The organism is Pseudomonas sp. F007 (assembly GCF_057814275.1).
This window is the reverse complement of the sequence record NZ_JBVATA010000013.1, coordinates 19,557-45,583: the sequence shown is the minus strand read 5'-3', so window position 1 is coordinate 45,583 and position 26,027 is coordinate 19,557. Positions and strand designations below refer to the sequence as shown.

At 60.1% G+C, this 26,027-nt stretch carries 21 protein-coding genes and 3 tRNA genes; 21 read left to right on the top strand and 3 right to left on the bottom strand.

Going from position 1 to position 26,027, the window contains the following annotated elements:
• The first annotated feature begins 4 nt into the window (after positions 1-4).
• From glmM to ACZYR5_RS27925, 15 genes are all read left to right on the top strand, one after another.
• Positions 5-1,342 (top strand): phosphoglucosamine mutase, encoded by a 1,338-nt coding sequence (gene glmM, locus ACZYR5_RS27995; protein ID WP_489092442.1) that lies wholly within the window; start codon positions 5-7, stop codon positions 1,340-1,342.
• Positions 1,343-1,408: 66 nt separating this feature from the next.
• Positions 1,409-2,164, top strand: a complete 756-nt coding sequence (tpiA, locus tag ACZYR5_RS27990; RefSeq protein ID WP_489092441.1) for a triose-phosphate isomerase — start codon at positions 1,409-1,411, stop codon at positions 2,162-2,164.
• Positions 2,165-2,168: 4 nt separating this feature from the next.
• Positions 2,169-2,552: a preprotein translocase subunit SecG gene (gene secG, locus ACZYR5_RS27985; protein WP_489092440.1), complete on the top strand. Its 384-nt coding sequence runs from the start codon at positions 2,169-2,171 to the stop codon at positions 2,550-2,552.
• Positions 2,553-2,574: 22 nt separating this feature from the next.
• Positions 2,575-2,660, top strand: a tRNA-Leu gene (locus ACZYR5_RS27980).
• A gap of 97 nt (positions 2,661-2,757) precedes the next feature.
• Positions 2,758-2,834: transfer RNA gene (locus ACZYR5_RS27975), tRNA-Met, on the top strand.
• 137 nt (positions 2,835-2,971) lie between these two features.
• The gene (gene rimP, locus ACZYR5_RS27970; protein ID WP_489092439.1) at positions 2,972-3,430 is read left to right on the top strand and encodes a ribosome maturation factor RimP; all 459 of its coding nucleotides are present in this window, start codon (positions 2,972-2,974) and stop codon (positions 3,428-3,430) included.
• A 59-nt stretch (positions 3,431-3,489) separates the two neighbouring features.
• A complete protein-coding gene (nusA, locus tag ACZYR5_RS27965; RefSeq protein WP_489092438.1) occupies positions 3,490-4,971 on the top strand; it encodes a transcription termination factor NusA in 1,482 nt (493 codons plus the stop codon).
• A gap of 26 nt (positions 4,972-4,997) precedes the next feature.
• The gene (gene infB / locus ACZYR5_RS27960) at positions 4,998-7,517 is read left to right on the top strand and encodes a translation initiation factor IF-2 (RefSeq protein WP_489092437.1); all 2,520 of its coding nucleotides are present in this window, start codon (positions 4,998-5,000) and stop codon (positions 7,515-7,517) included.
• Between the two features lie 159 nt (positions 7,518-7,676).
• Positions 7,677-8,078, top strand: coding sequence for a 30S ribosome-binding factor RbfA (rbfA, locus tag ACZYR5_RS27955; protein ID WP_489092436.1), 402 nt, complete (start codon positions 7,677-7,679; stop codon positions 8,076-8,078).
• A 3-nt stretch (positions 8,079-8,081) separates the two neighbouring features.
• Positions 8,082-8,999, top strand: a complete 918-nt coding sequence (gene truB, locus ACZYR5_RS27950; protein ID WP_489092435.1) for a tRNA pseudouridine(55) synthase TruB — start codon at positions 8,082-8,084, stop codon at positions 8,997-8,999.
• A 143-nt stretch (positions 9,000-9,142) separates the two neighbouring features.
• Positions 9,143-9,412, top strand: a complete 270-nt coding sequence (gene rpsO, locus ACZYR5_RS27945; RefSeq protein WP_003197723.1) for a 30S ribosomal protein S15 — start codon at positions 9,143-9,145, stop codon at positions 9,410-9,412.
• A 195-nt stretch (positions 9,413-9,607) separates the two neighbouring features.
• Entirely contained in the window at positions 9,608-11,713 is a 2,106-nt protein-coding gene (gene pnp, locus ACZYR5_RS27940; RefSeq protein ID WP_489092434.1) for a polyribonucleotide nucleotidyltransferase, read from the top strand.
• A 138-nt stretch (positions 11,714-11,851) separates the two neighbouring features.
• Positions 11,852-11,927: transfer RNA gene (locus tag ACZYR5_RS27935), tRNA-Thr, on the top strand.
• Positions 11,928-12,443: 516 nt separating this feature from the next.
• Positions 12,444-14,252 carry a hypothetical protein gene (locus tag ACZYR5_RS27930; protein ID WP_489092433.1) on the top strand — a complete coding sequence of 603 codons (1,809 nt, stop codon included), beginning with the start codon at positions 12,444-12,446 and terminating at the stop codon, positions 14,250-14,252.
• Between the two features lie 401 nt (positions 14,253-14,653).
• Complete coding sequence (locus tag ACZYR5_RS27925; protein WP_489092432.1) at positions 14,654-14,959, top strand: DUF6388 family protein; 306 nt, start codon at positions 14,654-14,656, stop codon at positions 14,957-14,959.
• Positions 14,960-15,047: 88 nt separating this feature from the next.
• Here the strand turns inward: ACZYR5_RS27925 and nadC are convergent, their stop codons facing one another.
• Positions 15,048-15,896, bottom strand: coding sequence for a carboxylating nicotinate-nucleotide diphosphorylase (gene nadC, locus ACZYR5_RS27920; RefSeq protein ID WP_489092431.1), 849 nt, complete (start codon positions 15,894-15,896; stop codon positions 15,048-15,050).
• A gap of 107 nt (positions 15,897-16,003) precedes the next feature.
• Here nadC and ampD point away from each other — a divergent pair, with 107 nt between their 5' ends.
• The 4 genes from ampD to ACZYR5_RS27900 all read left to right on the top strand — a co-directional run bounded on the left by ampD (position 16,004) and on the right by ACZYR5_RS27900 (position 20,156).
• Positions 16,004-16,564, top strand: a complete 561-nt coding sequence (gene ampD / locus ACZYR5_RS27915; protein ID WP_489092430.1) for a 1,6-anhydro-N-acetylmuramyl-L-alanine amidase AmpD — start codon at positions 16,004-16,006, stop codon at positions 16,562-16,564.
• A complete protein-coding gene (ampE, locus tag ACZYR5_RS27910) occupies positions 16,561-17,397 on the top strand; it encodes a regulatory signaling modulator protein AmpE (RefSeq protein ID WP_489092429.1) in 837 nt (278 codons plus the stop codon). The genes ampD and ampE overlap by 4 nt, the downstream gene beginning before the upstream one ends.
• A gap of 180 nt (positions 17,398-17,577) precedes the next feature.
• Entirely contained in the window at positions 17,578-19,608 is a 2,031-nt protein-coding gene (locus ACZYR5_RS27905; RefSeq protein ID WP_489092428.1) for a methyl-accepting chemotaxis protein, read from the top strand.
• Between the two features lie 146 nt (positions 19,609-19,754).
• The gene (locus ACZYR5_RS27900; protein WP_489092427.1) at positions 19,755-20,156 is read left to right on the top strand and encodes a hypothetical protein; all 402 of its coding nucleotides are present in this window, start codon (positions 19,755-19,757) and stop codon (positions 20,154-20,156) included.
• Here ACZYR5_RS27900 and ACZYR5_RS27895 read toward each other — a convergent pair.
• Positions 20,146-20,922, bottom strand: a complete 777-nt coding sequence (locus ACZYR5_RS27895; protein WP_489092426.1) for a TatD family hydrolase — start codon at positions 20,920-20,922, stop codon at positions 20,146-20,148. The genes ACZYR5_RS27900 and ACZYR5_RS27895 overlap by 11 nt on opposite strands.
• 3 nt (positions 20,923-20,925) lie before the next feature.
• Positions 20,926-21,921, bottom strand: coding sequence for a catabolite repressor/activator (cra, locus tag ACZYR5_RS27890; RefSeq protein ID WP_489092425.1), 996 nt, complete (start codon positions 21,919-21,921; stop codon positions 20,926-20,928).
• Between the two features lie 301 nt (positions 21,922-22,222).
• Here cra and ptsP point away from each other — a divergent pair, with 301 nt between their 5' ends.
• Together ptsP and pfkB are read left to right on the top strand one after the other, a co-directional pair.
• Entirely contained in the window at positions 22,223-25,084 is a 2,862-nt protein-coding gene (gene ptsP, locus ACZYR5_RS27885; protein WP_489092424.1) for a phosphoenolpyruvate--protein phosphotransferase, read from the top strand.
• A complete protein-coding gene (gene pfkB, locus ACZYR5_RS27880; RefSeq protein WP_489092423.1) occupies positions 25,084-26,025 on the top strand; it encodes a 1-phosphofructokinase in 942 nt (313 codons plus the stop codon). The genes ptsP and pfkB overlap by 1 nt, the downstream gene beginning before the upstream one ends.
• Positions 26,026-26,027 lie beyond the last annotated feature (2 nt).

Below are 26,027 nucleotides of genomic sequence, written 5' to 3'. Positions count from 1 at the left end.
ACTTATGACTAAGAAATATTTTGGCACCGACGGCATTCGTGGTCGGGTCGGTACCTACCCAATCACTCCTGACTTCATGCTCAAGCTCGGTTGGGCTGCGGGCATGGCGTTCCGCAAGATGGGCGCCTGCAAGGTGCTGGTGGGCAAGGACACGCGTATTTCCGGCTATATGTTCGAGTCGGCTCTTGAGGCGGGTCTGACGTCTGCGGGTGCAGATGTGATGCTGCTCGGGCCAATGCCTACGCCTGCAATTGCCTACCTGACACGCACCTTCCACGCGGAAGCGGGCATTGTCATCAGCGCCTCGCATAACCCCCATGACGACAACGGCATCAAGTTCTTTTCCGGCCAGGGCACCAAGCTGCCGGACGAAATCGAGCTGATGATCGAAGAACTGCTGGATACCCCGATGACAGTGGTTGAGTCGAGCAAGATCGGTAAGGTGTCGCGGATCAACGATGCGTCGGGTCGTTACATCGAATTCTGCAAGAGCAGCGTGCCCACCGGCACCAGCTTTGCCGGGCAGAAAATCGTCATCGATTGCGCCCATGGCGCTGTCTACAAGGTCGCACCCAGTGTCTTTCGCGAGTTGGGGGCCGAGGTTGTCGTACTCTCCGCGCAGCCCAATGGCCTGAATATCAACGACAACTGTGGTTCGACCCATATGGGTCAGTTGCAGGCCGCGGTCCTGGCCGAGCAGGCCGATCTGGGTATCGCTTTCGATGGCGACGGCGATCGGGTGCTGATGGTTGATCATACCGGCGCCATCGTCGACGGTGACGAGTTGCTGTTCATCATTGCTCGCGACTTGCACGAGCGCGGCTCCCTGCAGGGCGGGGTGGTGGGCACCCTGATGAGTAACCTGGGCCTGGAGCTGGCGCTCGAGGACCTGAAGATTCCGTTTGTGCGGGCCAATGTGGGCGATCGTTACGTGATTGCCGATTTGCTGGAGCGCAATTGGAAGGTCGGCGGTGAGAACTCCGGTCACATCGTTTGCTTCAACCACACCACCACCGGTGACGCGATCATTGCGGCACTGCAGGTGCTGATGGCATTGAAAGATCGTGGCGAAGGGTTGGCCCAGGCGCGCCAGGCCTTGCGCAAATGCCCGCAGGTGTTGATCAACGTGCGCTTTGCAGGTGGTGTCAATCCTGTCGAGCATGCGTCAGTCAAGGAAGCCAGTGAGCGGGTGACCAAGGCCATGGCGGGACGTGGTCGGGTCTTGCTGCGCAAGTCCGGAACAGAGCCGTTGGTGCGGGTAATGGTCGAAGGTGAGGACGAAACTGTGGTTCGCGGCTACGCCGAAGAGCTGGCAAAACTGGTTGCTGAAGTTTCTGTTTGATTTCAGCTTGCCAGCGCAGATGTGGTTGGGTAACATCTGCGCCCACTTTGACCGACGAGGTAAAGCATGCGTCGCCCTATGGTAGCTGGTAACTGGAAGATGCACGGTACCCGCGCCAGCGTCGCTGAGCTGATCGACGGCCTACGTGACTTGGCCTTGCCGAGCGGTGTTGATGTCGCGGTATTCCCGCCTTTGTTGCATATCGGCCAAGTGGCTGATGGCTTGAAAGGCAAGTCGATTTCGATCGGCGCGCAGAATTCTGCGGTGGAATACGGGCAAGGCGCACTGACCGGTGAGGTCTCGCCAACTCAGTTGGTGGATGCAGGTTGTTCCCTGGTGCTTGTCGGGCACTCCGAGCGCCGCCAGATAATCGGCGAGCAGGACGAAGTGCTGATTCGCAAGTTTGCAGCGGCACAGGCAAGTGGTTTGATTCCGGTGTTGTGCATAGGGGAGACCCTGGAGCAGCGCGAAGCCGGCAAGACCCTTGAGGTTGTCTCGCAGCAGTTGGGTTGCATCATCGACGAGCTGGGTGTTGGTGTGTTTGCAAGTGCAGTAATTGCTTACGAGCCGGTCTGGGCCATTGGTACCGGGCTGACTGCTTCACCGCAACAGGCGCAGGATGTGCACGCAGCCATTCGCGCGCAGTTGGCGGCAGAGAATTCTGAAGTGGCACAAGGTGTGCGGCTTCTATACGGCGGCAGCGTGAAGGCGGCCAATGCGGTCGAACTGTTCGGCATGCCGGATATCGATGGGGGGCTCATTGGTGGAGCTTCCCTGAATGCAGATGAGTTCGGTGCGATCTGTCGCGCCGCGGGAAACTGAGAAAATGCTGGGAACAGTCGTAGTCGTTTTTCATCTGCTGGGTGCATTGGGCGTAGTAGCTCTGGTATTGCTGCAGCAGGGTAAGGGTGCGGACGCTGGCGCGTCTTTCGGAGCAGGTGCTTCAAATACTGTGTTCGGAAGCCAAGGTTCCTCTACCTTTCTTAGTAAGTTTACTGCTATACTTGCCGCAGGTTTTTTCATAACCAGCTTAGGGTTAGGTTACTTTGCTAAAGAGAAAGCTCATCAGCTGACTCAGGTAGGCTTGCCAAATCCAGCGGTTCTGGAAGTTCCAGTGCAAAAACCGGCTTCTGATGATGTACCGGTGCTTGAAGAGCAAAAGTCGGCAACCAATGCGACTGACGTACCTCCAGCTCAAGAGCAAAAGTAAGAAGGGTTTCAAACGTAGTATTGCCGAGGTGGTGGAATTGGTAGACACGCAACCTTGAGGTGGTTGTGCCCATAGGGTGTAGGGGTTCGAGTCCCCTTCTCGGTACCAATTAGTCAGGAGAGCCCGCTGTTGCGGGCTTTCTTGCAGGTGGAAGGTTACATTGACCCTGTAGGGGATCGGTCGTATACTTCCGCCCCAGCTTTGTCGCGGGGTGGAGCAGTCTGGTAGCTCGTCGGGCTCATAACCCGAAGGTCGTCGGTTCAAATCCGGCCCCCGCAACCAGTTTCAGGAGCCCCTTTTAAGGGGCTTTTTGTTAGCTGGACACTTTCAACGCCGCTATTCGGCGGCGTTTCAAGGATGGGCATTACGCCCATTTTTTTATTTTCATGGCATGCACATACATGCACTAGGGGGTTCAGGTGTCGAGCAAGCTAGAAGAGTTGCAGGCCTTGCTGGCCCCGGTGGTCGTGGCCCTAGGCTATGAATGCTGGGGTATCGAGTTTTCGGCTCAGGGTCGTCACTCGATGTTGCGCGTTTATATCGATAAAGAAGGCGGAGTGCTGGTGGACGATTGCGCCATTGTCAGCCGTCAGATCAGCGGCGTCCTGGATGTAGAAGATCCAATCTCCGTTGAATACACCCTTGAAGTTTCCTCGCCTGGCATGGAACGCCCGCTGTTCACTCTTGAGCAGTTTGCAAAATTTGCCGGTGAACAAGTGAAGATCAAGCTGCGCTCGCCTTTTGAAGGTCGACGCAACTTTCAGGGCCTTCTGCGCGGTGTAGAAGATCAGGATGTCGTGGTGCAGGTAGACGACCATGAGTTCCTGTTGCCGATCGATATGATCGACAAGGCCAACATTATTCCCAGTTTTGACTGAGACGTGCCAGAAACTGCGGATCCCGCGGATCCAATGGCTTGCGAAAGGCGAGGCGTACGATGAGCAAAGAAGTACTGCTGGTTGTTGAGTCGGTATCCAACGAAAAGGGTGTACCGGCAAACGTGATTTTTGAAGCGCTGGAGCTGGCTTTGGCCACGGCTACCAAGAAGCGTTTCGAGGACGAAGTCGATCTGCGTGTGGAAATCAATCGCCACACCGGTGCTTATGAAACATTCCGTCGCTGGACGGTAGTTGAAGAAGACGATCTGGACGATCCAGCCATTGAAACCTGGCCAAGCAAGGTTGCTGAAACGCATCCTGGCGCCAAGGTAGGTGATGTCGTCGAAGAAAAAATCGAGTCGATCGAGTTCGGCCGTATCGCTGCACAGACTGCCAAGCAGGTCATCGTGCAGAAAGTTCGCGAAGCAGAGCGCGCTCAAGTCGTCGATGCCTACCGCGAACGCCTGGGTGAAATCATCTCCGGCACCGTGAAAAAAGTCACCCGCGACAACGTGATCGTCGACCTGGGTAACAACGCCGAGGCGTTGCTGGCCCGTGAAGACATCATTTCTCGCGAAACTTTCCGGGTTGGCGTGCGTTTGCGTGCGCTGCTCAAGGAAATCCGCACCGAGAACCGCGGCCCGCAGTTGATCCTGTCGCGCACCGCGCCGGAAATGCTGATCGAGCTGTTCCGCATCGAAGTGCCGGAAATTGCTGAAGGCCTGATCGAAGTCATGGCTGCTTCCCGTGATCCGGGTTCGCGCGCCAAGATCGCCGTCCGCTCCAAGGACAAGCGCATCGACCCGCAGGGTGCCTGCATTGGTATGCGCGGTTCGCGCGTTCAGGCGGTATCCGGTGAATTGGGCGGTGAGCGTGTGGATATCGTCCTGTGGGATGACAATCCGGCGCAGTTCGTGATCAACGCCATGTCCCCGGCCGAGGTTGCGGCAATTATCGTCGACGAAGATGCCCATGCCATGGACATCGCCGTTGGCGCAGACAATCTGGCTCAGGCCATCGGTCGTGGTGGTCAGAACGTGCGTCTGGCGAGCCAGTTGACTGGCTGGACCCTGAACGTGATGACCGAATCGGACATCCAGGCTAAACAAGAAGCAGAGACAGGCGACATCCTGCGTCACTTCATGGACGAACTGAACGTCGATGAAGACCTGGCACAGGTGCTGGTTGCTGAAGGCTTCACCAGCCTGGAAGAGATTGCCTACGTACCGTTGGAAGAAATGCTCAACATCGACGGCTTTGACGAAGACCTCGTCAACGATCTTCGTGATCAAGCCAAGGATCGCTTGTTGACCAAAGCCATCGCTACTGAGGAAAAGCTGGCAGACGCCCATCCGGCCGAAGACCTGCTCTCGCTTGAGGGTATGGACAAGGATTTGGCGATGGAACTGGCGGTGCGCGGCGTAGTTACCCGCGAAGACCTGGCCGAGCAGTCTATTGACGACCTGCTCGACATCGACGGCATTGACGATGATCGTGCCGGCAAGTTGATCATGGCCGCCCGAGCCCATTGGTTCGAGTAATAGGCGCGGCCTGAGGAGAGAAGTGCATGACGCAAGTCACGGTGAAACAACTGGCCTTTGAGGTCAAAACACCGGTAGAGCGCCTGCTGCAGCAGATGCGTGAGGCAGGTCTGCCGCACACCGCCGCCGATGAACATGTGACCGACAGTGAGAAGCAGTCTCTGCTGACTCACTTGAAAAGCAGCCACAAGGCGAAAGTGGAAGAACCACGCAAGATCACGTTGCAGCGTAAAACCACCAGCACCCTGCGTGTTGCTGGCAGCAAAAGCATCAGCGTTGAAGTGCGCAAGAAGAAAGTCTTCGTGCAACGCAGCCCGGAAGAAATCGAAGCCGAGCGCAAGCGCGAGCAGGATGAACGTCGCGCAGTAGAAAATGCTGCCCGTCAGAAGGCTGAAGAAGAAGCCAAGCGCAACGCTGAAGAAGAAGCACGTCGCCAGCCAGCCGCTGCGCAACCTGCTCCGGTTGCAGCGGTAGCCGCCCCTGCTCCAGTGGCAGAGCCTGTGCGTGAAGCGCCGGTAGCTGCTCCTGCACCTGCAGCCGACGCTCGCAAGCGTGACGAACAGCGCCGTCCGGACAAACCACGTGCCGACGATAACAATCGTCGTGGCGGCGGTGGCGATGGCGAGCGCAAAAACGCTCCGCATCGTGCTTCGGTCAAAGAGAAAGCGCCGGCACCGCGCGTTGCGCCACGTACTACCGACGAAGAAAGCGATGGCTTCCGTCGTGGTGGTCGCGGCAAGGCCAAGCTGAAAAAACGCAACGCCCACGGTTTCCAGAGCCCAACCGGCCCTGTCGTGCGTGAAGTGAAGATCGGCGAGACCATCACTGTGGGCGATCTGGCCCAGCAGATGTCGGTCAAGGCTGCTGAAATCATCAAGTTCATGTTCAAACTGGGTACCCCAGCGACCATCAACCAGGTACTGGACCAGGAAACTGCCCAGCTGGTGGCTGAAGAGCTGGGCCACAAAGTGACCCTGGTCAGCGACACCGCCCTGGAAGATTCCCTGGCCGAGTCCCTGAAGTTTGAAGGTGAAGCTGTTTCCCGTGCGCCGGTTGTGACCGTGATGGGCCACGTTGACCACGGTAAGACATCCCTGCTCGACTACATCCGTCGTGCCAAGGTGGCTGCTGGCGAAGCCGGTGGTATTACCCAGCACATCGGTGCCTACCACGTTGAAACCGACCGTGGCATGGTGACGTTCCTCGATACCCCTGGTCACGCCGCGTTTACCGCAATGCGTGCTCGTGGTGCCAAGGCGACCGACATCGTGATCCTGGTGGTTGCAGCGGACGACGGCGTGATGCCGCAGACCGTTGAAGCCGTTCAGCACGCAGTCGCTGCCGGTGTTCCACTGGTGGTTGCGGTGAACAAGATCGACAAGCCGGGTGCCGACCTCGATCGCATCCGTAGCGAACTGTCGGTTCACGGCGTGACCTCGGAAGAGTGGGGCGGCGACACTCCATTCGTACCGGTCTCGGCGAAACTGGGTACCGGCGTCGACGAACTGCTCGAAGCTGTCCTGCTGCAAGCCGAAGTTCTGGAACTGACCGCCACGCCTTCGGCTCCTGGCCGTGGTGTTGTAGTTGAGTCCCGCCTGGACAAGGGTCGTGGCCCGGTTGCAACCGTGCTGGTTCAAGACGGTACCCTGCGCCAGGGCGACATGGTTCTGGTCGGTTCGAACTACGGCCGCGTGCGTGCCATGCTCGACGAGAACGGCAAGCCAATCAAGGAAGCCGGTCCGGCCATTCCGGTCGAGATCCTCGGCCTGGACGGTACCCCGGACGCTGGCGACGAGATGAGCGTGGTTGCCGACGAGAAGAAAGCCCGTGAAGTGGCTCTGTTCCGTCAAGGCAAGTTCCGCGAAGTCAAACTGGCTCGCGCTCACGCCGGCAAGCTGGAAAACATCTTCGAAAGCATGGGCCAGGAAGAGAAGAAGACGCTTAACATCGTCCTCAAATCCGACGTCCGTGGTTCGTTGGAAGCTCTGCAAGGCGCTCTGAACGGCCTGGGCAACGACGAAGTGCAAGTGCGCGTTGTCGGTGGCGGTGTCGGTGGTATCACCGAGTCCGACGCCAACCTGGCACTGGCTTCCAACGCTGTACTGTTCGGCTTCAACGTGCGTGCCGATGCCGGCGCGCGCAAGATCGTCGAGCAGGAAGGTCTGGATATGCGTTACTACAACGTGATCTACGACATCATCGAAGACGTCAAGAAAGCCCTGACCGGTATGCTGGGCAGCGACGTTCGCGAGAACATCCTCGGTGTGGCCGAAGTGCGTGACGTGTTCCGTTCGCCGAAGTTCGGTGCGATCGCCGGTTGTATGGTCATCGAAGGTACGGTTCACCGTAACCGTCCGATCCGTGTACTGCGTGAAGACATCGTTATCTTCGAAGGCGAGCTGGAATCCCTGCGCCGCTTCAAGGATGACGCTTCCGAAGTACGTGCCGGCATGGAATGCGGTATCGGCGTGAAGAGCTACAACGACGTCAAGGTCGGTGACAAGATCGAAGTCTTCGAGAAGGTTCAGGTTGCTCGCAGCCTCTAACTCGCGCACTTCAAGAGCCGTGATGGGCAGCCGCATGCAAATGCACGGCGCATCGCCCGGCCTCTAAACGCAACGCCCGGTCTGGCATCTGTCAGGCCGGGCGTTTGCCGCTTTCAGACCACACGGGTTTCACCGTGAGGCAGTAACAGGTAACAAGACATGGCAAAAGAATACAGCCGTACCCAACGTATCGGCGATCAGATGCAGCGTGAGCTGGCCCAACTGATCCGTCGCGAAGTCAAAGACCCGCGCGTCGGCCTGGTCACCATCACCGCAGTTGAAGTCAGCCGTGACGTCGGTCACGCGAAGATCTTCATCACGGTGATGGGCCAGGATGGCGCCGAAGAAATCAGCCAGAGCATCAAGGTGCTGAACGCTGCCGCCGGTTTCCTGCGCATGCAGCTGGCGCGTGAAATGAAGCTGCGCAGCGTTCCCCAGTTGCACTTCCACTACGATGAAAGCGTCGTGCGCGGTGCGCACCTGTCGGCCTTGATCGAGCGTGCAGTGGCTGAAGACAGCCAGCATTCGGTTGCGGCAGAAGCCGAAGACACCAAGGAGTAATCGGTGGCTCAGGTCAAGCGTATCCGTCGTAACGTCAGCGGCATCATCCTGCTCGACAAGCCGCTGGGGTTCACCTCCAATGCGGCCTTGCAGAAAGTCCGCTGGCTGCTCAATGCTGAAAAGGCCGGGCACACCGGCAGCCTCGATCCATTGGCGACTGGCGTTCTGCCGTTGTGCTTCGGTGAGGCCACCAAGTTCTCGCAATACCTGCTCGATTCCGACAAGGGCTATGAAACCCTGGCGCAATTGGGCAAGACCACCACCACGGCGGACGCCGAGGGTGAGGTTTTGCAGGAGCGCCCAGTGACCGTTGGTCGCACCGAAATCGAAGCGGTTTTGCCAGGTTTTCGTGGGCAAATCAGTCAGATACCGCCGATGTACTCTGCCCTCAAGCGTGATGGCCAGCCGTTGTACAAGCTGGCACGCGCAGGCGAAGTGGTGGAGCGCGAACCGCGATCTGTTACTATTGCGCGCTTGGAATTGCTGGCCTTTGAAGGTGACACTGCGCGCTTTGCCGTGGATTGCAGCAAAGGCACCTATATCCGCACCCTGGTGGAAGATATTGGTGAACAGCTCGGTTGTGGCGCTTACGTTGCAGAACTGCGACGTACCCAGGCCGGTCCCTTCAGCCTGGCCCAGACGGTCACGCTGGAAGAGTTGGAAGCGGTACATGCCGAAGGCGGCAACGAGGCGGTCGATCGCTTCCTGATGCCATCGGACAGCGGCCTGCTGGATTGGCCACTGTTGCAGTTCTCGGAGGCAAGCGCGTTCTACTGGCTCAACGGCCAGCCGGTACGCGCCCCGGATGCACCGAAATTTGGCATGGTACGCGTACAGGATCACAATGGTCGCTTCATCGGTATCGGTGAAGTGAGCGAAGACGGGCGCATTGCGCCGCGTCGCTTGATTCGGTCGGAATGACCGAAAACCGGTCTGTGTAACAGCAGGCTGGCGAGTGTGGCTGTTAACAGGCACGGTCAACACTCATTTATAGATACAGGGATTTGTCCCTGGCCTGTTGAAACTGTTTTTCTGAAACAGTTTCCTGATAAAAGGATTGCCTCATGGCTCTCGACGTTCAAGAAAAAGCTCAAATCGTAGCTGACTACCAGCAAGCTGTTGGTGACACTGGTTCTCCAGAAGTGCAAGTTGCACTGCTGACCCACAACATCAACAAGCTGCAAGGTCACTTCAAGGCCAACGGTAAAGATCACCACTCCCGTCGTGGTCTGATCCGCATGGTAAACCAGCGTCGCAAGCTGCTGGACTACCTGAAAGGCAAGGACGTGAGCCGTTACAGCGCTCTGATCGCTCGCCTGGGTCTGCGTCGCTAATCAGCGATTGCGCTAGAGGTTGGTTGTCTGTCTTGCGTCGGTGGGTTTCCCACGGGCGCAGGGCAGGCTCCCAGCCTCAAGTTTTATCTGGACACACGTTTTACCAGGACAATACAGGCCGGGCCGATTCCCGGGGTTGCCCAAGAATTCGCAAGAAACCAGTTCCCCCAAGAGCCACAAAGAAGGTAGGACACCGTGAACCCGGTAATCAAAAAATTCCAGTTCGGTCAGTCGACCGTTACCCTCGAGACTGGCCGTATCGCCCGTCAGGCCTCCGGCGCAGTATTGGTCACCGTTGACGACGACGTCAGCGTATTGGTGACCGTGGTTGGCGCCAAGCAAGCTGATCCAGGCAAGGGCTTCTTCCCTCTGTCTGTTCACTACCAGGAAAAAACCTACGCCGCCGGCAAGATCCCTGGTGGTTTCTTCAAGCGTGAAGGCCGTCCTTCCGAGAAAGAAACCCTGACTTCCCGACTGATCGACCGTCCGATCCGTCCGCTGTTCCCAGAAGGTTTCATGAACGAAGTGCAGGTTGTCTGCACCGTCGTTTCCACCAGCAAGAAGACCGATCCGGACATCGCTGCGATGATCGGTACTTCGGCTGCCCTGGCTATCTCGGGCATTCCGTTCGACGGCCCGATCGGTGCCGCCCGCGTTGCTTTCCACGAAAGCACCGGCTACCTGCTGAACCCGACTTACGAGCAGCAAGCTGCTTCGAGCCTGGACATGGTCGTTGCCGGTACTTCGGATGCCGTGCTGATGGTTGAATCGGAAGCCAAAGAGCTGACCGAAGACCAGATGCTTGGCGCCGTACTGTTCGCTCACGACGAGTTCCAGGTGGTGATCAACGCCGTCAAGGAACTGGCCGCTGAAGCTGCCAAGCCAACCTGGACCTGGGCCCCGGCTCCAGAAGCCACCGAGCTGCTGGGCGCTATCCGTGCCGAGTTCGGCGAAGCGATCTCCCAGGCCTACACCATCACCATCAAGGCCGACCGCTATGCGCGTCTGGGCGAGCTGCGTGACCAAGTGGTTGCCAAGCTGTCCGGCGAAGAAGGCCAGCCTTCTTCCAGCGAAGTCAAAGCGGCTTTCGGTGAAATCGAATACCGCACCGTCCGCGAAAACATCGTTAACGGCAAGCCACGTATCGACGGTCGCGACACCCGCACCGTGCGTCCGCTGAACATCGAAGTCGGCGTTCTGCCGAAGACCCACGGTTCGGCACTGTTCACCCGTGGCGAAACCCAGGCCCTGGTCGTTGCAACCCTGGGCACCGCCCGTGACGCGCAACTGCTGGACACCCTGGAAGGCGAAAAGAAAGACCCGTTCATGCTGCACTACAACTTCCCTCCGTTCTCGGTGGGCGAGTGTGGTCGCATGGGTGGTGCTGGTCGTCGTGAAATCGGTCACGGCCGTCTGGCCCGTCGTTCGGTTTCGGCCATGCTGCCAGCCGCTGACGTGTTCCCGTACACCATCCGTGTGGTGTCGGAAATCACCGAATCCAACGGTTCGAGCTCGATGGCTTCCGTGTGCGGCGCTTCCCTGGCCCTGATGGACGCGGGTGTGCCGATGAAGGCGCCAGTGGCCGGTATTGCCATGGGTCTGGTGAAAGAAGGCGAGAAATTCGCCGTCCTGACCGACATCCTGGGTGACGAAGACCACCTCGGCGACATGGACTTCAAGGTAGCCGGTACCGCCAAAGGCGTCACCGCGCTGCAGATGGACATCAAGATCAAGGGCATCACCGAAGAGATCATGGAAATCGCTCTGGGCCAAGCCCTGGAAGCGCGCCTGAACATCCTCGGCCAGATGAACCAGATCATCGGCCAGTCGCGTACCGAACTGTCGGCCAACGCTCCGACCATGATCGCGATGAAGATCGACACCGACAAGATCCGTGATGTCATCGGTAAAGGCGGCGCGACCATTCGTGCGATCTGTGAAGAAACCAAGGCTTCGATCGACATCGAAGACGACGGTTCGATCAAGATCTTCGGCGAAACCAAGGAAGCGGCTGAAGCAGCACGTCAGCGCGTCCTGGGCATCACCGCTGAAGCCGAGATCGGCAAGATCTACGTCGGCAAGGTTGAGCGCATCGTCGACTTCGGCGCATTCGTCAACATCCTGCCTGGCAAGGACGGCCTGGTTCACATCTCGATGCTGAGCGACGCTCGTGTTGAGAAAGTGACCGACATCCTGAAAGAAGGCCAGGAAGTGGAAGTGCTGGTACTGGACGTGGACAACCGTGGCCGTATCAAGCTGTCCATCAAGGACGTAGCAGCAGCTAAAGCGTCGGGCGTTTAATTAACCCCAACGTTTGAGCGCTACAACCTTGTAAAAAATGCCCCGCAGCGAAAGCTGCGGGGCATTTTTTTGTGCGCAGGAAATTGTCATCCGCGGGAAGTTGCCTGACCCCAAGGTCAGTGCTAGGTTTAGCCCACCGCCCGTGTAGCTCAGCCGGTAGAGCAGCGCACTCGTAACGCGAAGGTCGCAGGTTCGATTCCTGTCTCGGGCACCAATCAATGAATTCAGCTGTTGCCTGAACCCTCCGCAAGTCCAAGTTATCCGCATCGAGTGGCTTTCTGGTTGTCCGTCATTTGCCAAGCCCCCGCTTTATGGCGCCTTCCTCATGATGACTCGCAGCTCACCCGCATCTGGGGGGATGGCCCCCCCTAGTTGGGCGATCCAACGCACCATCGTTTGCGCCATTCTTCGGCGGACCGCTCTGCGACAAGTGCTTGCGTCTAATTGTATCTAATTGTTTCAGTCTGGCACGAAAGCGGCTCTGCACCCCACAGGCTCAGGATTTCTGTTTGGCGACTGTGTCCAAAACCGGCCAGCACAGCGCCTTCCGGATATCTGGAGGTTGAAGGGGTGATTGCGTACCGACGGTACTCATCTGAATCGTTCATCCCTCTTCATCGAGCCCATGCAATGCTCGCCCTGCTCTGAGTGTGTTGAGCGGGACCCAGTGCATGACCCCCTAGACGAGCAAATGACCGGTATCTGATCCCGTCCACTCTCGGAGAGCACCATGGGCTTATTTGCACAATCCAGATCGCTTGCCGCGCCTCCAATCCCTAAACACTCGACAGGCGCCATCATTCGTCCCGCACTGATTGTCAGTGCGCTCGCCTTGGCAATGCTCCTTGCCGGCGGCGGCGCTGCTTATGCCGCCAAAGGGGCACCTGGTGGCGGGGGAGGAGGGGGCGGCGGAGGGACCGCCAAACCCCCAACCAAGGGCTTAACAGCGCCCAATCCAGTCGCCACGCTTCCTGACCCGGTATTCACGGATCCCAAGGCCATTCACGGGTTTGACGTGACCGGCTTCATTCAAGACATGACCGTGGCCGTGGATGCCACCCAAGCAGGCTGCCCAAAAACCACCGACCCCAGCCGATATGGCGGTACGGTCCAGGTCAACGGTGTCACGATAAAAGTACCTTGCAACACTATCATCCAGATGCCGGCCAACACCTTGACCTGGGCCGAATTCGTCAATGGAGGAAGGGCGTCGCCGCTTGGCCTGGTTCTCAATAAATTCCCTGCGCCCTACCCGTCGTACGAGATTCATGTGATTGGCAATACGGTGCTGCGAAAAGCACCGCCCAGTACCGAACTCGATAAAGTCGCCGGGCTGATCTTTGTCTCTCAGCAGTCAGCCAACTCCGGCCAAGGCTATATCAGCCGAATCGACTATGTGAACGGCAACATCGAAGTTGACAGTGGCGATCCGTTGAAGCCGACGATCATTCAGATCAACGACCCGTTTGGGCGCTTCGGCATGGCCCATACCCCGGATGCGCGATTCTCCGTCGATGATGCCAACCCGACCATCCATGCCGCCACGGGCTACCCGATGTGCGTACCTCGCTCGGCGGATGGCGACCCACTTTGCCCGCAGAAAAACCGGCCACTTGCCGCGACTGCGACAACCACCAACAACTGCCGCAACTTCGCGCAGGCCGGCGTACCGATACCCAGTTCCGGAGACCTTACACCTCCGAGCGTGGGCCAGACCTATTGCAGCCAGTACGTCATGAAGGAACCCACCAACGCAATAATCGCCTCAGCGACGGAACCCGATGCGACCCAGCAGGCGCCGTTCGAGGTCGGCGACTTCATCACCTATTCCGGCACGTTGGTCAAATCGAACAACGGCGCTGCGGACCTTATTTCGGCGCACACCATTGAGGCCAACGTCGGTATCTATACCCAGCCCGGTACCAAACCGAGCTATCTGGCTATCGGTGAGTTCGGCATTGGCACGGCCGACCCTTCGCCGACCGCAGTCAATGGCGCACTTCAGGAAACCCAGGATCGTATGTTCCTGGAAACCTCGACGACCGACGTGCGGACACCCGTCGACATCTACCTGGTGGACGTCGACGCGAGCGGCAAGCAAACCAACCGCTGGGTGACACCTTATGAAATGACGGGTGAGTGCAACCCCGCGACGTTGCCGCTTGCTGCCAATTGCCTGGGCTTCACGGGTGGCATCACGACACAGTTCTCGGGAGCCCAGCCGCAGCGTGCCAGGCTGCGGGCGACCAAGGCGCCCCTCGGCCTTCTCAGCCAGCCAACCCGTACCCTGCGTGTCGTGGCGCGTTCCATGTGCACACCGGATAACATCGACGCGTGTCTTGTAGCGGCCAGTGCCGACAACCAGAAAGTGGCTAACGGTCTGATTCCAGGACAGTATCTGGCGCCAGTCTTTGAATTCATCTTTCCGGAAAATGTCATGCCAGGCGATCCGATCGTCCCTAATGATTTCTGGCACCTGCCATTCCTGCGAAACGGCGAAGGTGCCGGCGTCGGCCCGCTGGAGCCTACTCCATGGTGATAGGCACCTGACTTCTCCTGGGTCAAATCTGGACAGCCCGGATCGCAAGATCCGGGTTTTTTATTGTGCAGGGCAATCGCAGCCAGGTTTGCGCCACTCATGACTTATCCGCCATTTACTGGTATTCATTGGCACTGGTTGGGTACAGTTGGAAGCCCTTCCGATAGGGTAGTTTTCAGTTGGGAAGGCTTTGCCTTGATACAGCCTCGAAGGAAGCCGACAAACGCGGGTGTTTGAAGGTGCCGTTCGATTCCAGTCCAGGCACCAGGCACCGCTTGTTTTCAAATGATCCCGAATGGTTCCGAAGGCCAGGTAAGCCAGATAGCACGCGGTTTATTTGCGTCAGAGAGATCCTTGATGATCCACATCCATCTTCCATTCCCCAGATCAACGAGAACGTCATGACCGACAAGACATTGAGCCAAGAAGCCAGGCACGAAAAAGCACTCAAGCAGTACGCACTGGAAACGCCAGATTTGATTGAAGAGATCAAGGACTTGAGTCCTGACGATCAGAAAGATCAGATCCAGTGGGCGTTCGAGGATGAAGCCGAAGCCCAGGGCTTGCAGCCGTGGGAGCTGACCCTCAAGTACACTTCGACGCCAGAAGAGTTCGAAGCGCAGCGCCTTGTCTTGCACAAGGAAGCGGCAGAAGTGCTGGGCGTCGAGTGGGAAGAGTACTGCGAGATGAACAATCTTGTAGTTTAGATGCAGTTGCGAGCGGCAAGCTTCAAGCTACAAGACGCGGCAAGTCTGCCTTGACTTGCCGCTTGTAGCTTGCAGCTTCTAGCTGTTCTCAAATCGCCAGACGCATCGAAAGATCGACTGCTTTGACATCCTTGGTCATCGCCCCAATCGAGATGTAGTCCACGCCGGTTTCGGCGATCGGCCGCAAGGTGCTTTCGTTGACCCCGCCGCTGGCTTCCAGCTTGGCCTTGCCCGCATTCAGGCGTACGGCTTCGCGCATGTCATCCAGGCTCAGTTCGTCGAGCATGATGATATCGGCGCCTGCAGCCAGAGCTTCCTTGAGCTCCGACAGATTCTCCACTTCGACTTCCACCGGCTTGCCCGGGGCGATCTTGTGCGCGGCGGCGATGGCCTGGGCGATGCCACCGCAGGCGGCGATGTGGTTTTCCTTGATCAGGAACGCGTCATACAGGCCGATGCGATGGTTGTGGCAGCCGCCGCAGGTCACCGCGTATTTCTGCGCCAGGCGCAGTCCCGGCAGGGTCTTGCGGGTGTCGAGCAGTTTGACCTGGGTGTCGGCGACGAAGTCGGCCAGGTATTGCGCGCGGGTGGCCACGCCGGAGAGCAACTGCATGAAGTTCAACGCGCAACGCTCGCCGGTCAGTAGCGAGCGAGCCGGGCCTTCGAGGTGAAACAGCACTTGATTGGGATTGACCCGCTCACCGTCGCGCACCTGCCAATGCACGGCAACGCGGGGATCGAGCTGGCGAAACACCGCATCGACCCACGCGGTACCGCTGATGACCGCGGCGTCACGGGTGATGATGGTGGCCTTGGCCAGGCGCTCGGCGGGGATCAGCTGCGCAGTGATGTCGCCGCTGCCGATGTCTTCCAGCAACGCACGGCGCACGTTGGCTTCGATTTCGGCGGTCAGGTCGGCGAGGCGTAGATTCGGCATAACGTGCTCCACAAACAAAGTGGCCCGATTATAGGGCAAGTGATCGCAACCGGGGGGGCGATCACGGCATACTGAAAGCTGTCAAAGCCGTTGTCGAAGGAACCCGTATGCAGTTGGACCGCGCGAGCGGTTGGTTTGATGGGGTGCAGCACTGCCCGTCACCCAACTTCAATGCCCGCCCCTCAGGTGAAGTTTCCCTGCTGGTGATCCACAACATCAGCCTGCCCCCGGCGCAATTCGCCACGGGCAAGGTGCAGGAATTTTTCCAGAATCGCCTGGATGTCACCGAACATCCCTACTTTGCAGGGATTGCAGACCTGCGCGTGTCGGCGCACTTTCTGATCGAGCGTGACGGTGCCATCACCCAGTTTGTCTCCTGTCTCGAGCGCGCCTGGCACGCCGGTATCTCGCTGTTTGACGGGCGCGAAGGTTGCAATGATTTTTCCCTGGGCATTGAGTTGGAGGGCACCGATGATCTGCCGTTCACCGACGCCCAGTATCGGGCGCTGTCGGCCCTGACCCGGCAGTTGCAGGCTGCGTACAGCGCCATCACCACCGAGCGTATCCAGGGCCACAGCGACATCGCCCCGGGACGCAAGACCGACCCTGGGCCGGCATTCGACTGGGCGCGCTATCGTGCTGCGCTGGAGCAAGGAGAAACACAATGAGTTTTGTGGTGTTGTTGCTGGCTGTATGGATCGAGAAATTCTCGGCGCTGCGCCATCGACTGCAGCGTGATGGCGGCTGGCTACGGGAGCTGGGCAAGTTGGAAAGCAGTCCGCGCCTGGCCAATCGGCCCTGGCTGGTAGTGGTGCTGTTGATTGTGCTGCCGGTGGCCTTGCTCGGCCTGTTGCTGCTGGTGCTGGAACCAGTGGCCTATGGCTTGCTGGCATTGCCCGTGCACTTGTTGGTGGTGATCTACAGCCTGGGGCGTGGCGACCTGCTCGGCGAACTGGGGCCATTTCGGGACGCCTGGCGCCGCGAAGACCTGCAAGCGGCGGCGCATGTCGCCCAGCGTGACCTGAGTATCTGCGCCGACAGTGGCGAACAGCTGCTGCAGCAAGTCCAGAGTCATTTGTTGTGGCAGGCCTACCAGAGCTTTTTCGCGGTGATTTTCTGGTACTTCCTGCTCGGACCGGTGGCGGCCCTGAGCTATCGCTTGCTGGCCCTTGCGGCTGAGCACAGCCAGAATCCTGCGGTCGCCGAGCGCGCGGGCCAGCTCCGGCACGCCTTCGACTGGTTGCCGGTGCGCCTGTTGGCGGCGAGTTTTGCCTTGGTCGGCAACTTCGTCGCGGTCAGCCGGGTCATGCTCCACGAGCTGTTGAACTGGAACATCAGCGCCGCGCAACTGATCGACAAGGCCGGCAAGGTCGCCGGCGAGATACCGCCGCCGGTCACAGGGCCCGAAGGCATCAACAGCCTGGATCAGCTCTGGGAGTTGCTGTTGCGCGCGGCCGTGGTCTGGTACGCCGGCTTTGCCCTGTGGACAGTACTGCTCTGAAGGATTGTTAGCCTCCCGTTGGTCAGCGAGACGGTCCATTCGACGTCTCGCGCCGACCGTTAACCTTAAGTTACAAAAACTCCCGCCGATTTAAGTTATACAGAAGCAGCGCGCCGTAGTGGCTATCTGCCGTGTCTGCGCGCCTGCTCATAAAAATAAGAAACGAAAGGGGGACTTCTTGTGAAGAGTTTGCTCTATCCCGCCGTGGCCCTGATGAATCGCCTGAGCTTCGGCATGAAGTTCAGCCTGATCAGTGTGCTGTTCCTGGTACCCATGCTGGTCACCAACTTCTATCTGGTGCGCGACTCCTATCGTGAATTCCACGGTACCCGGGTAGAGCTGCAGAGTCTCGACCTGCTCGGCAGCGGCCTGGCCCTGCGCCACGACCTGGAAACCTTGAACAATCTGGTGCAGATCAACACCACCCTGGGCCAGTCCGGCAAGGCCGGGGCGATCGAAGCGACCATCCGCACCCTTGAGCAGAAAATCCTCGAACGTCTGCAAAATCTGTCAGCGATGAGCAGCGATCCGGAGCAGGTCCGCGTCTTCGAGAGCAAGCGCGACGAAATGCTCGCCGCGTTCAAGGCGCAACAGGCGGAGACTTCCCTGCAAAGCAAAAGCGCGCTGATCGGCAAGCTGCTGGGCAATGCACAAATCTTCGGGCAATTGATCGCCAGCCAGGCCGGCCTCAGTCGAGACAATCAAAGTGATATTCGCCAACTCAGTGAGCTGCTGACCACGGTCACCCCGCGTATCACCCAGATCATCGGCGATGGCCGCGCCATGGGCGCGTACTCCCTGGGCCAGGGCTTCCTCAATTCGGCCTCCTCGACGCGCTTCGATGAATTGCTGGCGCAGATGGAGAAGCTCCAGGCCGAGTATGGGCTCAAGGTTCAGGACGCATTGGGTGCCAGCACTGCCGCACGCCAGGCTCTGGAGTCGGTGGCCAATGCCAGCCAGGCCACCCTCAAGCAAGCCAGCGAGCTGTTTGAAGAGCAGGTGGTGATGGCTGACACCCTCGATGCGCCCTGGCAGGGGTTCTACGACCAGGCCACCGGCCTGATGGACAAGACCTACCAGCTCAACGAGGCGACGCTGCAGTTTCTTGCCGTGCAACTGCAGCAGCGCCTGGAGCAGAACCGCACGCATATGGTCCTGCAGGCGGTAGCGTTGTCTGTGGTGTTCGTGCTGATTTTCTACCTGTATGGCGGTTTCTACGCCTCCACCCGCACCACCCTCAAACGCCTGGGTGGGGTGATGGACAAGGTGGCGGGCGGTGATATGACGGTGACCTTCAACGCTCACAGTCGCGATGAACTGGGGGAGTTGGGCAATGTGTTCAATGGCACCGTGGCGAAGATTCATGACCTGATCGAGCTGGTGGGCAAAACCGTCAACGAGGTCGAGCGTCAGGCCGGACAAGTGCAGAGTGTGTCGGCCCAGAGTAACCAGGCGGTGGCCGGCCAGCGCTCGCAGATTGAACAGGTGGCCACGGCCATGAACCAGATGTCGGCTACCGCTCAGGAGGTCGCGCGCAGTGCTGCAGCCGCAGTGAGCAGTGCGCAGAGCGTCAATGATGAAACCATCAGCGGTCGCGGCCTGGTTGAGTCCCAGCAAGGCAGCATCGCCCAACTGGCCCAGGAAATCGACGCCTCGGTGCTGGTGATCAATCAACTGGCCAGCGACAGCCAGTCCATCAGCCGCGTGCTGGAGGTGATCAAGAGCATTGCCGAGCAGACCAACCTGCTCGCCCTCAACGCGGCCATCGAGGCGGCGCGGGCCGGTGAGCAGGGTCGCGGTTTTGCGGTGGTGGCCGATGAGGTGCGGACCCTGGCCAAGCGCACCCAGCAGTCGACCGAAGAAATCGAGCAAATGATCGGCAAATTGCACGGTGGCGTAGGCGCGGCGGTGAAAGCCATGGGCATCAGTCATCAGATGGCCAGTGGCACGGTTGGGCAGTCGGAAAAAGTCCAGAAAGCCCTGGAAAACATCCTCGGCGCGGTGGGCATGATCGTCGATCAGAACCAGCAAATTGCCGCCGCCGTCGAGCAGCAGACTGCCGTCGCCCATGACATCGACCAGAACATCGTCGAGATCAATCACGCCGGTGAGCGTACTGCCGAAGGTGCGCACCAGACCGAAGATGCCAGCCGCGCCTTATCGGCCCAGGTAGTGCAATTGAAGCAGTTGATTAGTGCATTTCGGGTATGAACCCATGAAGCGTCTGTAGTACAAGTTACTTGTACGAGTAGTCCCGATCCTGTTTTGCGGCAGGATCGGGATTGTTGTCTTCAATAAAAGGGTGTTCACCGCTCTACTTGCGCTGACAAAACCATAAGCCTATGAAGGACACGGCCATGACAGCTGCATCTCTGGGTATCAAGGGGCGTTGCGCTCACTGCCAGTCCACCCTGGAACTCAAGCCGTGGGAACTCAATGCCATGGCCATCAATGAGAGCTTCACTTGCAGTCACTGCCGGAAAGCCCTGCGCCTCAGTTGTCCGACCCAGATCAAGCGACTCAGGGGCCTCGACTCATTGGCAATGCTGCGGGCAAGCTTGCGGGTGATGATCGCCACGGCGCTATTGGTGGCGCTGGTCATGGAGTGGATCGGACTGCTGACGGTGATCGAGCAACTGAATTTTTCGCTGATCGCGGTGTTCATCTACTTTGTGGTCATGCTCATTGCCCGGCGGCGCCAGCACCTGACCTTGATCCTGCAAGCCGCCAAGGCTCACACCGACACCTCTACCAGTTGAATAACTGACAGGCGTTGACGGTACTGGTGGCGGCCAGCTGCTGCGGGCTGATACCGATGATTGCGGCCAGGGCGGCGCAAATCGCCGGCAGGTGGGCAGGGCTGTTGCGTTGCCCGGGGTACATGGCCGGCGCCATGTCCGGTGAATCGGTTTCCAGCACCACCGCGTCCAGCGGCAAATTGGCGATCACCTTGTGCATGCGCAAGGCTTGCGGCCAGGTGGCAGCACCGCCCAGGCCCAGTTTGAAGCCGAGCTTGATGTACTCCAGCGCTTCCTCCCGGCTGCCGGCGAAGGCGTGGATGATCCCACCGCGTTGCAGCTTGAAGCGTTTCAAGGTGGCAATGACCTGAGCATGACTGCGCCGTACGTGCAGCAGCGCCGGTAGCTGGAAATCGCTGGCCAGTTGCAGTTGCGCTTCGAACAGCGGTTGCTGGCGCTGGCGATCCAGGGTTGGCAGGTAGTAATCGAGGCCGAACTCTCCCACCGCGCACAGCTGCCGATGACCGGCCAGGCGGCTTAACCAGTCCGCCAACTGCGTGAGGTCGTCGGGCTGGTGTTCGTCGAGATAGACCGGGTGCAGGCCGAAGGCGGCGTGCAGGTCCGGATCACTTTGCACCAGCTCCCACACCCGCTGCCAATTGCGCTGATAAACCCCCAGCACCACCATGCGCCGCACCCCCAGGGCGCGGCTTTGGGCGAGCAGCGCGGGGCGGTCTTCATCGAAATCGGCGAAATCCAGATGGGTGTGGCTGTCGATCAGCTCCACGGCTCAGTCCTGGTGAATGCGCTGCTTGAACGTCCGGCCGATGGCTTGCACACCCGGCTGGTAATGATCTTCTTCGACCGCGGCGAGGGCCAGTTGCAGGGCCTTGTCGGCGATCAGTTGATGCTGTTGCGCCATGGCGTTGACCGGCAGCGGCAGGAAGTCCAGCAATTGCGTATCACCGAAGGTACCCAGGCGCAGCGGGCGGTTTTTCAGCGGGTAATCGTGCAACGCATCGAACACCCCCTGCAGCAGCACGTAGGACGTGGTCACCAGCGCATCCGGCAAATGCCCGAGGCGTTGCAGCAGCTCTTCCATCATCTGGCGGCCGCCTTCACGGCTGAACGACTCGCCATGTTCGACCAGCACCTGGCCCTTGAAGTCGACCAGTGCCTGCTGGAAGCCGGCGGCGCGGTCCTGGCTGATGCTCAGTTCGGGGCGCGCGCCCAGCAGTACAATCTGCCGCGGTTCGGGTTGCAACAGGCTGCGTGTGAGTTGCAGGCTGGCTTCACGGTCGTCGCTGATCACCGAGCAGAAATGCTCGGGTTCCATGACCCGGTCGATGGCAATGATCGGCAAGCCCTTGGCCTGCAGCTGGCGATAGCTGTCGTCGCTGGCCGGCAGGCAACTGGCGACGAACAAGGCATCGCAGCGCCGGGCGCGGAACAGCTTGAGCAACTGGCGCTCGCTGTCCGGGGCGTCATCGGAGCTGGCGATCAGCAATTGATAGCCACGGGCCCGGGCGCCCTGTTCCAGCAGCTTGGCAATACGCGCGTAACTGGGGTTTTCCAGGTCGGGCAGGATGAAGCCCAGGGTGCGGGTGTGCCGGCTGCGCAGCCCGGCCGCCTGGGGATTGGGCGTGAAGCCATGTTGCTCGACCACGGCGCGAACCCGCTCGACCGTGGCGTTGCTGATGCGCTGCTGTTCGGCCTTGCCATTGATGACGTAGCTGGCGGTGGTCACGGACACACCGGCCAACTGGGCGATATCACTGAGTTTCAACTCGGGAATTCCTTGTTTTTTCGAGCTTGCCCCGACATTTTCGCCAATCCTACCTGATTAAGGCAGCAGACCAATGTCGCACGCATCCGACCGGTTGGGCTTCATGCCTGAAAGATTATCGAGTAACGTGCGCACTTTGCTAGATTAAACGATTCAGCAGGCGTATTTTCTACAGTATTCGTCCTTTTGCCGGTGCTGCCGCGAAACCGCCAAAGGATGCCTTGAAAAACTGTTCGTATAAAAGCCTAAGCTGATTCATTCAAAACAATACCTGGTGCCCCGGCACCAAAAAGGAGAAAGCATGCTCGAGCTCACCATAGAGCAGATATCCATGGGCCAGAGCGCTGTGGATAAAGCCGCTGCATTGCACCTGCTGGCCGATAAACTGGTTGCCGACGGCCTGGTGGCCGAGGGTTACCTCGCGGGTTTGCAGGCGCGTGAAGCCCAGGGCTCGACCTTTCTCGGCCAGGGCATCGCCATTCCCCACGGCACCCCCGACACCCGCGACCTGGTACACACCACCGGCGTGCGCCTGCTGCAATTCCCTGAAGGTGTGGACTGGGGCGACGGGCAGATCGTCTACCTGGCCATCGGCATCGCTGCCAAATCCGACGAACACCTGCGTCTTTTGCAATTGCTCACCCGCGCCCTCGGTGAAACCGACCTCGGCCAGGCGTTGCGCCGCGCCAGCAGCGCCGAAGCCTTGCTCAAATTGTTGCAGGGCGCACCCCAGGAACTGGCGCTGGATGCGCAGATGATCGGCCTGGGCGTGTCCGCTGACGATTTCGAGGAACTGGTGTGGCGCGGCGCCCGTCTGCTGCGCCAGGCCGATTGCGTGAGCAACGGTTTCTCGGCGGTGCTGCAACAGGTCGAGGCGTTGCCCCTGGGCGATGGCTTGTGGTGGTTGCACAGCGAACAGACGGTCAAACGTCCGGGTCTGGCCTTCGTCACGCCGGACAAACCGATCCGCTACCTGGGCCAGCCGTTGAGCGGCCTGTTCTGCCTGGCCAGCCTGGGTGAAGCTCATCAAGCCTTGCTCGAACGCCTGTGCGCGCTGCTGATCGAAGGCCGTGGCCACGAATTGGGGCGCGCCACCAGCCGCCGTGCGGTGCTGGAGGTGCTCGGTGGTGAGCTGCCGGCCGATTGGCCCAGCGCGCGGATCGCCCTGGCCAACGCCCATGGCCTGCATGCGCGGCCGGCGAAAATCCTCGCGCAGTTGGCGAAAAGTTTTGAAGGTGAGATTCGCCTGCGCATCGTTGACGGCCAGGACAGTGCGGTCTCGGCAAAAAGCCTGAGCAAGCTGCTGAGCCTCGGCGCTCGGCGTGGCCAGGTGCTGGAGTTGATTGCCGAGCCGAGCATTGCCGCCGACGCACTGCCGGCGTTGTTGGCGGCGATTGAAGAGGGGCTGGGCGAGGAAATCGAACCGCTGCCGGCATTCAGCGAGCCGCGCGAAACCCTGACCGAAATGGCCGAAGTCCTCCTTGCACCGGCTTCCGGTAGCCAGATTCCGGCGATTGCCGCGGCCCCTGGCATTGCCATCGGCCCGGCGCATATCCAGGTCCAGCAGGCGATCGATTACCCGTTGCGCGGCGAATCCACGGCGCATGAGCGCGAGCGTCTGCATGGCGCGCTGGCTGAGGTGCGCAGCGACATCGAAGGGCTGATCCAGCGCAGCAAGGCCAAGGCGATTCGGGAGATTTTCATCACTCACCAGGAGATGCTCGACGACCCGGAGTTGACGGACGAAGTCGACACCCGCCTCAAGCAGGGCGAGAGTGCCGAGGCCGCGTGGATGGCGGTGATCGACGCCGCGGCGCGTCAGCAGGAATCCTTGCAGGACGCCTTGCTCGCCGAACGCGCGGCGGACTTGCGTGATATCGGGCGGCGGGTGCTGGCGCAACTGTGCGGGATCCAGACCCCGAGCGAGCCGGACCAGCCGTACATCCTGGTAATGGACGAGGTCGGCCCTTCCGACGTCGCGCGCCTCGACCCGACCCGCGTGGCCGGCATTCTCACCGCCCGCGGCGGCGCCACTGCCCACAGCGCCATCGTCGCCCGGGCCCTGGGTATTCCGGCGCTGGTCGGCGCCGGTGCCGCTGTGTTGTTGTTGGCCCCGGGCACGCCGCTGTTGCTCGACGCGCAGCGCGGTCGCCTGCATGTGGATGCCGATGCCGCGACCCTGCAGCGAGCCAGCGAGGAGCGTGATACCCGTGAGCAACGCCTCAAGGCCGCCGCCGAGCAGCGTCATCAACCGGCGGTGACCCGTGACGGACATCCTGTCGAAGTGTTTGCCAACATTGGTGAAAGCGCCGGCGTGACGGGCGCGGTGGAGCAGGGCGCCGAAGGCATCGGCCTGCTGCGCACCGAACTGATCTTCATGGCCCATCCGCAGTTGCCGGACGAGGCCACCCAGGAAACCGAGTACCGTCGGGTGCTCGATGGCCTCGCTGGGCGGCCGCTGGTGGTACGCACCCTGGATGTGGGTGGCGACAAACCGCTGCCGTATTGGCCGATTGCCAAGGAAGAAAACCCGTTCCTCGGCGTGCGCGGCATTCGCCTGACCCTGCAACGTCCGCACGTGATGGAAGCGCAATTGCGTGCTTTGCTGCGCGCCGCCGACAATCGTCCGCTGCGGATCATGTTTCCCATGGTCGGCAGCGTTGAAGAATGGCGTCAGGCGCGGGACATGACCGAGCGTCTGCGCCAGGAAATACCGGTGACGGACCTGCAACTGGGGATCATGATCGAGGTGCCGTCGGCGGCCTTGCTGGCGCCGGTGCTGGCCAAAGAGGTGGACTTTTTCAGCGTCGGCACCAATGACCTGACCCAGTACACCCTGGCCATCGACCGTGGTCATCCGACCTTGTCGGCCCAGGCCGATGGCTTGCATCCGGCGGTCCTGCAACTGATCGACATCACCGTGCGCGCCGCCCATGCCCATGGCAAGTGGGTCGGTGTGTGTGGCGAGCTGGCGGCCGATCCGCTGGCGGTGCCGGTGCTGGTCGGGTTGGGTGTGGATGAGTTGAGCGTCGGCGCGCGCAGTATCGGGGAGGTCAAGGCCCGGGTGCGCGAGTTGAGCCTGACCCAGGCACAAGAATTGGCCCGCCAGGCTTTGGCCGTGGGCAGCGCGCAGGAAGTGCGCACGCTAGTGGAGACGCAGTAATGGCCCGTATTTTAACCCTGACCCTCAACCCGGCCCTGGACCTCACGGTGCAGTTGCCGCGCCTGGCGGCCGGTCAGGTCAATCGCAGCACGGCGATGCACACCCATGCTGCCGGCAAGGGGGTGAACGTCGCCCAGGTGCTGGCCGATCTGGGGCATCAGGTGACCGTCAGTGGCTTTCTCGGCGCGGACAACCTGCAGGCGTTCGAGGCGCTGTTTGCCCGGCGCGGATTTGTCGATGCCTTCATCCGGGTCGCCGGGGAAACCCGCAGCAACATCAAGTTGGCCGAGGACGATGGACGCATCACCGACCTCAATGGTCCTGGGCCGGTGATCAGCGCCGTCGCCCAACAGGACTTGCTCGATCGGCTGGAGCAGATAGCCCACGGCCATGACGCCGTTGTGGTTGCCGGCAGCTTGCCCCGCGGTGTCAGCGCGCAGTGGTTGCAGGCGTTGGTGCTGCGGCTCAAGGCCAAGGGCCTGAAGGTTGCCCTCGACACCAGCGGCGAAGCGCTGAAGGCATGCCTTGGCGCCGGGCCGTGGCTGATCAAACCCAACACCGAAGAGCTGGCCGACGTGCTCGGTAGTGCCGTGGTTTCGTCCGCGGCCCAGGCCGAAGCGGCGAGCCGCCTGCATGCCCAGGGCATCGAGCATGTGGTGATTTCCAATGGCGCCGAGGGCGTGAACTGGTTCAGCGTCGGCTCGGCGCTGCATGCCACACCGCCGCGGGTCAGCGTCGCCAGCACGGTCGGTGCCGGTGACTCGTTGCTGGCGGGCATGCTCCACGGTCTGCTGAGTGCTGACACGCCGGAGCAGACGTTGCGCACCGCCACCGCAATCGCCGCCCTGGCGGTGACCCAGATCGGTTTCGGCATCAACGACACCGCGCACCTGGCGCAGCTCGAACAGGGGGTGCGCGTGCGTCCCCTGACAGAACAATAAGA

Excerpts from the sequence above, each read along its gene's own strand:
- glmM (WP_489092442.1), top strand. The coding sequence starts at position 5 with ATGACTAAGAAATATTTTGGCACCGACGGCATTCGTGGTCGGGTCGGT.
- tpiA (WP_489092441.1), top strand. The coding sequence starts at position 1,409 with ATGCGTCGCCCTATGGTAGCTGGTAACTGGAAGATGCACGGTACCCGC.
- rpsO (WP_003197723.1), top strand. The coding sequence starts at position 9,143 with ATGGCTCTCGACGTTCAAGAAAAAGCTCAAATCGTAGCTGACTACCAG.
- ampE (WP_489092429.1), top strand. The coding sequence starts at position 16,561 with ATGAGTTTTGTGGTGTTGTTGCTGGCTGTATGGATCGAGAAATTCTCG.
- ACZYR5_RS27930 (WP_489092433.1), top strand. The coding sequence starts at position 12,444 with ATGGGCTTATTTGCACAATCCAGATCGCTTGCCGCGCCTCCAATCCCT.
- pfkB (WP_489092423.1), top strand. The coding sequence starts at position 25,084 with ATGGCCCGTATTTTAACCCTGACCCTCAACCCGGCCCTGGACCTCACG.
- ptsP (WP_489092424.1), top strand. The coding sequence starts at position 22,223 with ATGCTCGAGCTCACCATAGAGCAGATATCCATGGGCCAGAGCGCTGTG.
- ACZYR5_RS27900 (WP_489092427.1), top strand. The coding sequence starts at position 19,755 with ATGACAGCTGCATCTCTGGGTATCAAGGGGCGTTGCGCTCACTGCCAG.
- infB (WP_489092437.1), top strand. The coding sequence starts at position 4,998 with ATGACGCAAGTCACGGTGAAACAACTGGCCTTTGAGGTCAAAACACCG.
- secG (WP_489092440.1), top strand. The coding sequence starts at position 2,169 with ATGCTGGGAACAGTCGTAGTCGTTTTTCATCTGCTGGGTGCATTGGGC.
- rbfA (WP_489092436.1), top strand. The coding sequence starts at position 7,677 with ATGGCAAAAGAATACAGCCGTACCCAACGTATCGGCGATCAGATGCAG.
- nadC (WP_489092431.1), bottom strand. The coding sequence starts at position 15,896 with ATGCCGAATCTACGCCTCGCCGACCTGACCGCCGAAATCGAAGCCAAC.
- ampD (WP_489092430.1), top strand. The coding sequence starts at position 16,004 with ATGCAGTTGGACCGCGCGAGCGGTTGGTTTGATGGGGTGCAGCACTGC.
- nusA (WP_489092438.1), top strand. The coding sequence starts at position 3,490 with ATGAGCAAAGAAGTACTGCTGGTTGTTGAGTCGGTATCCAACGAAAAG.
- ACZYR5_RS27925 (WP_489092432.1), top strand. The coding sequence starts at position 14,654 with ATGACCGACAAGACATTGAGCCAAGAAGCCAGGCACGAAAAAGCACTC.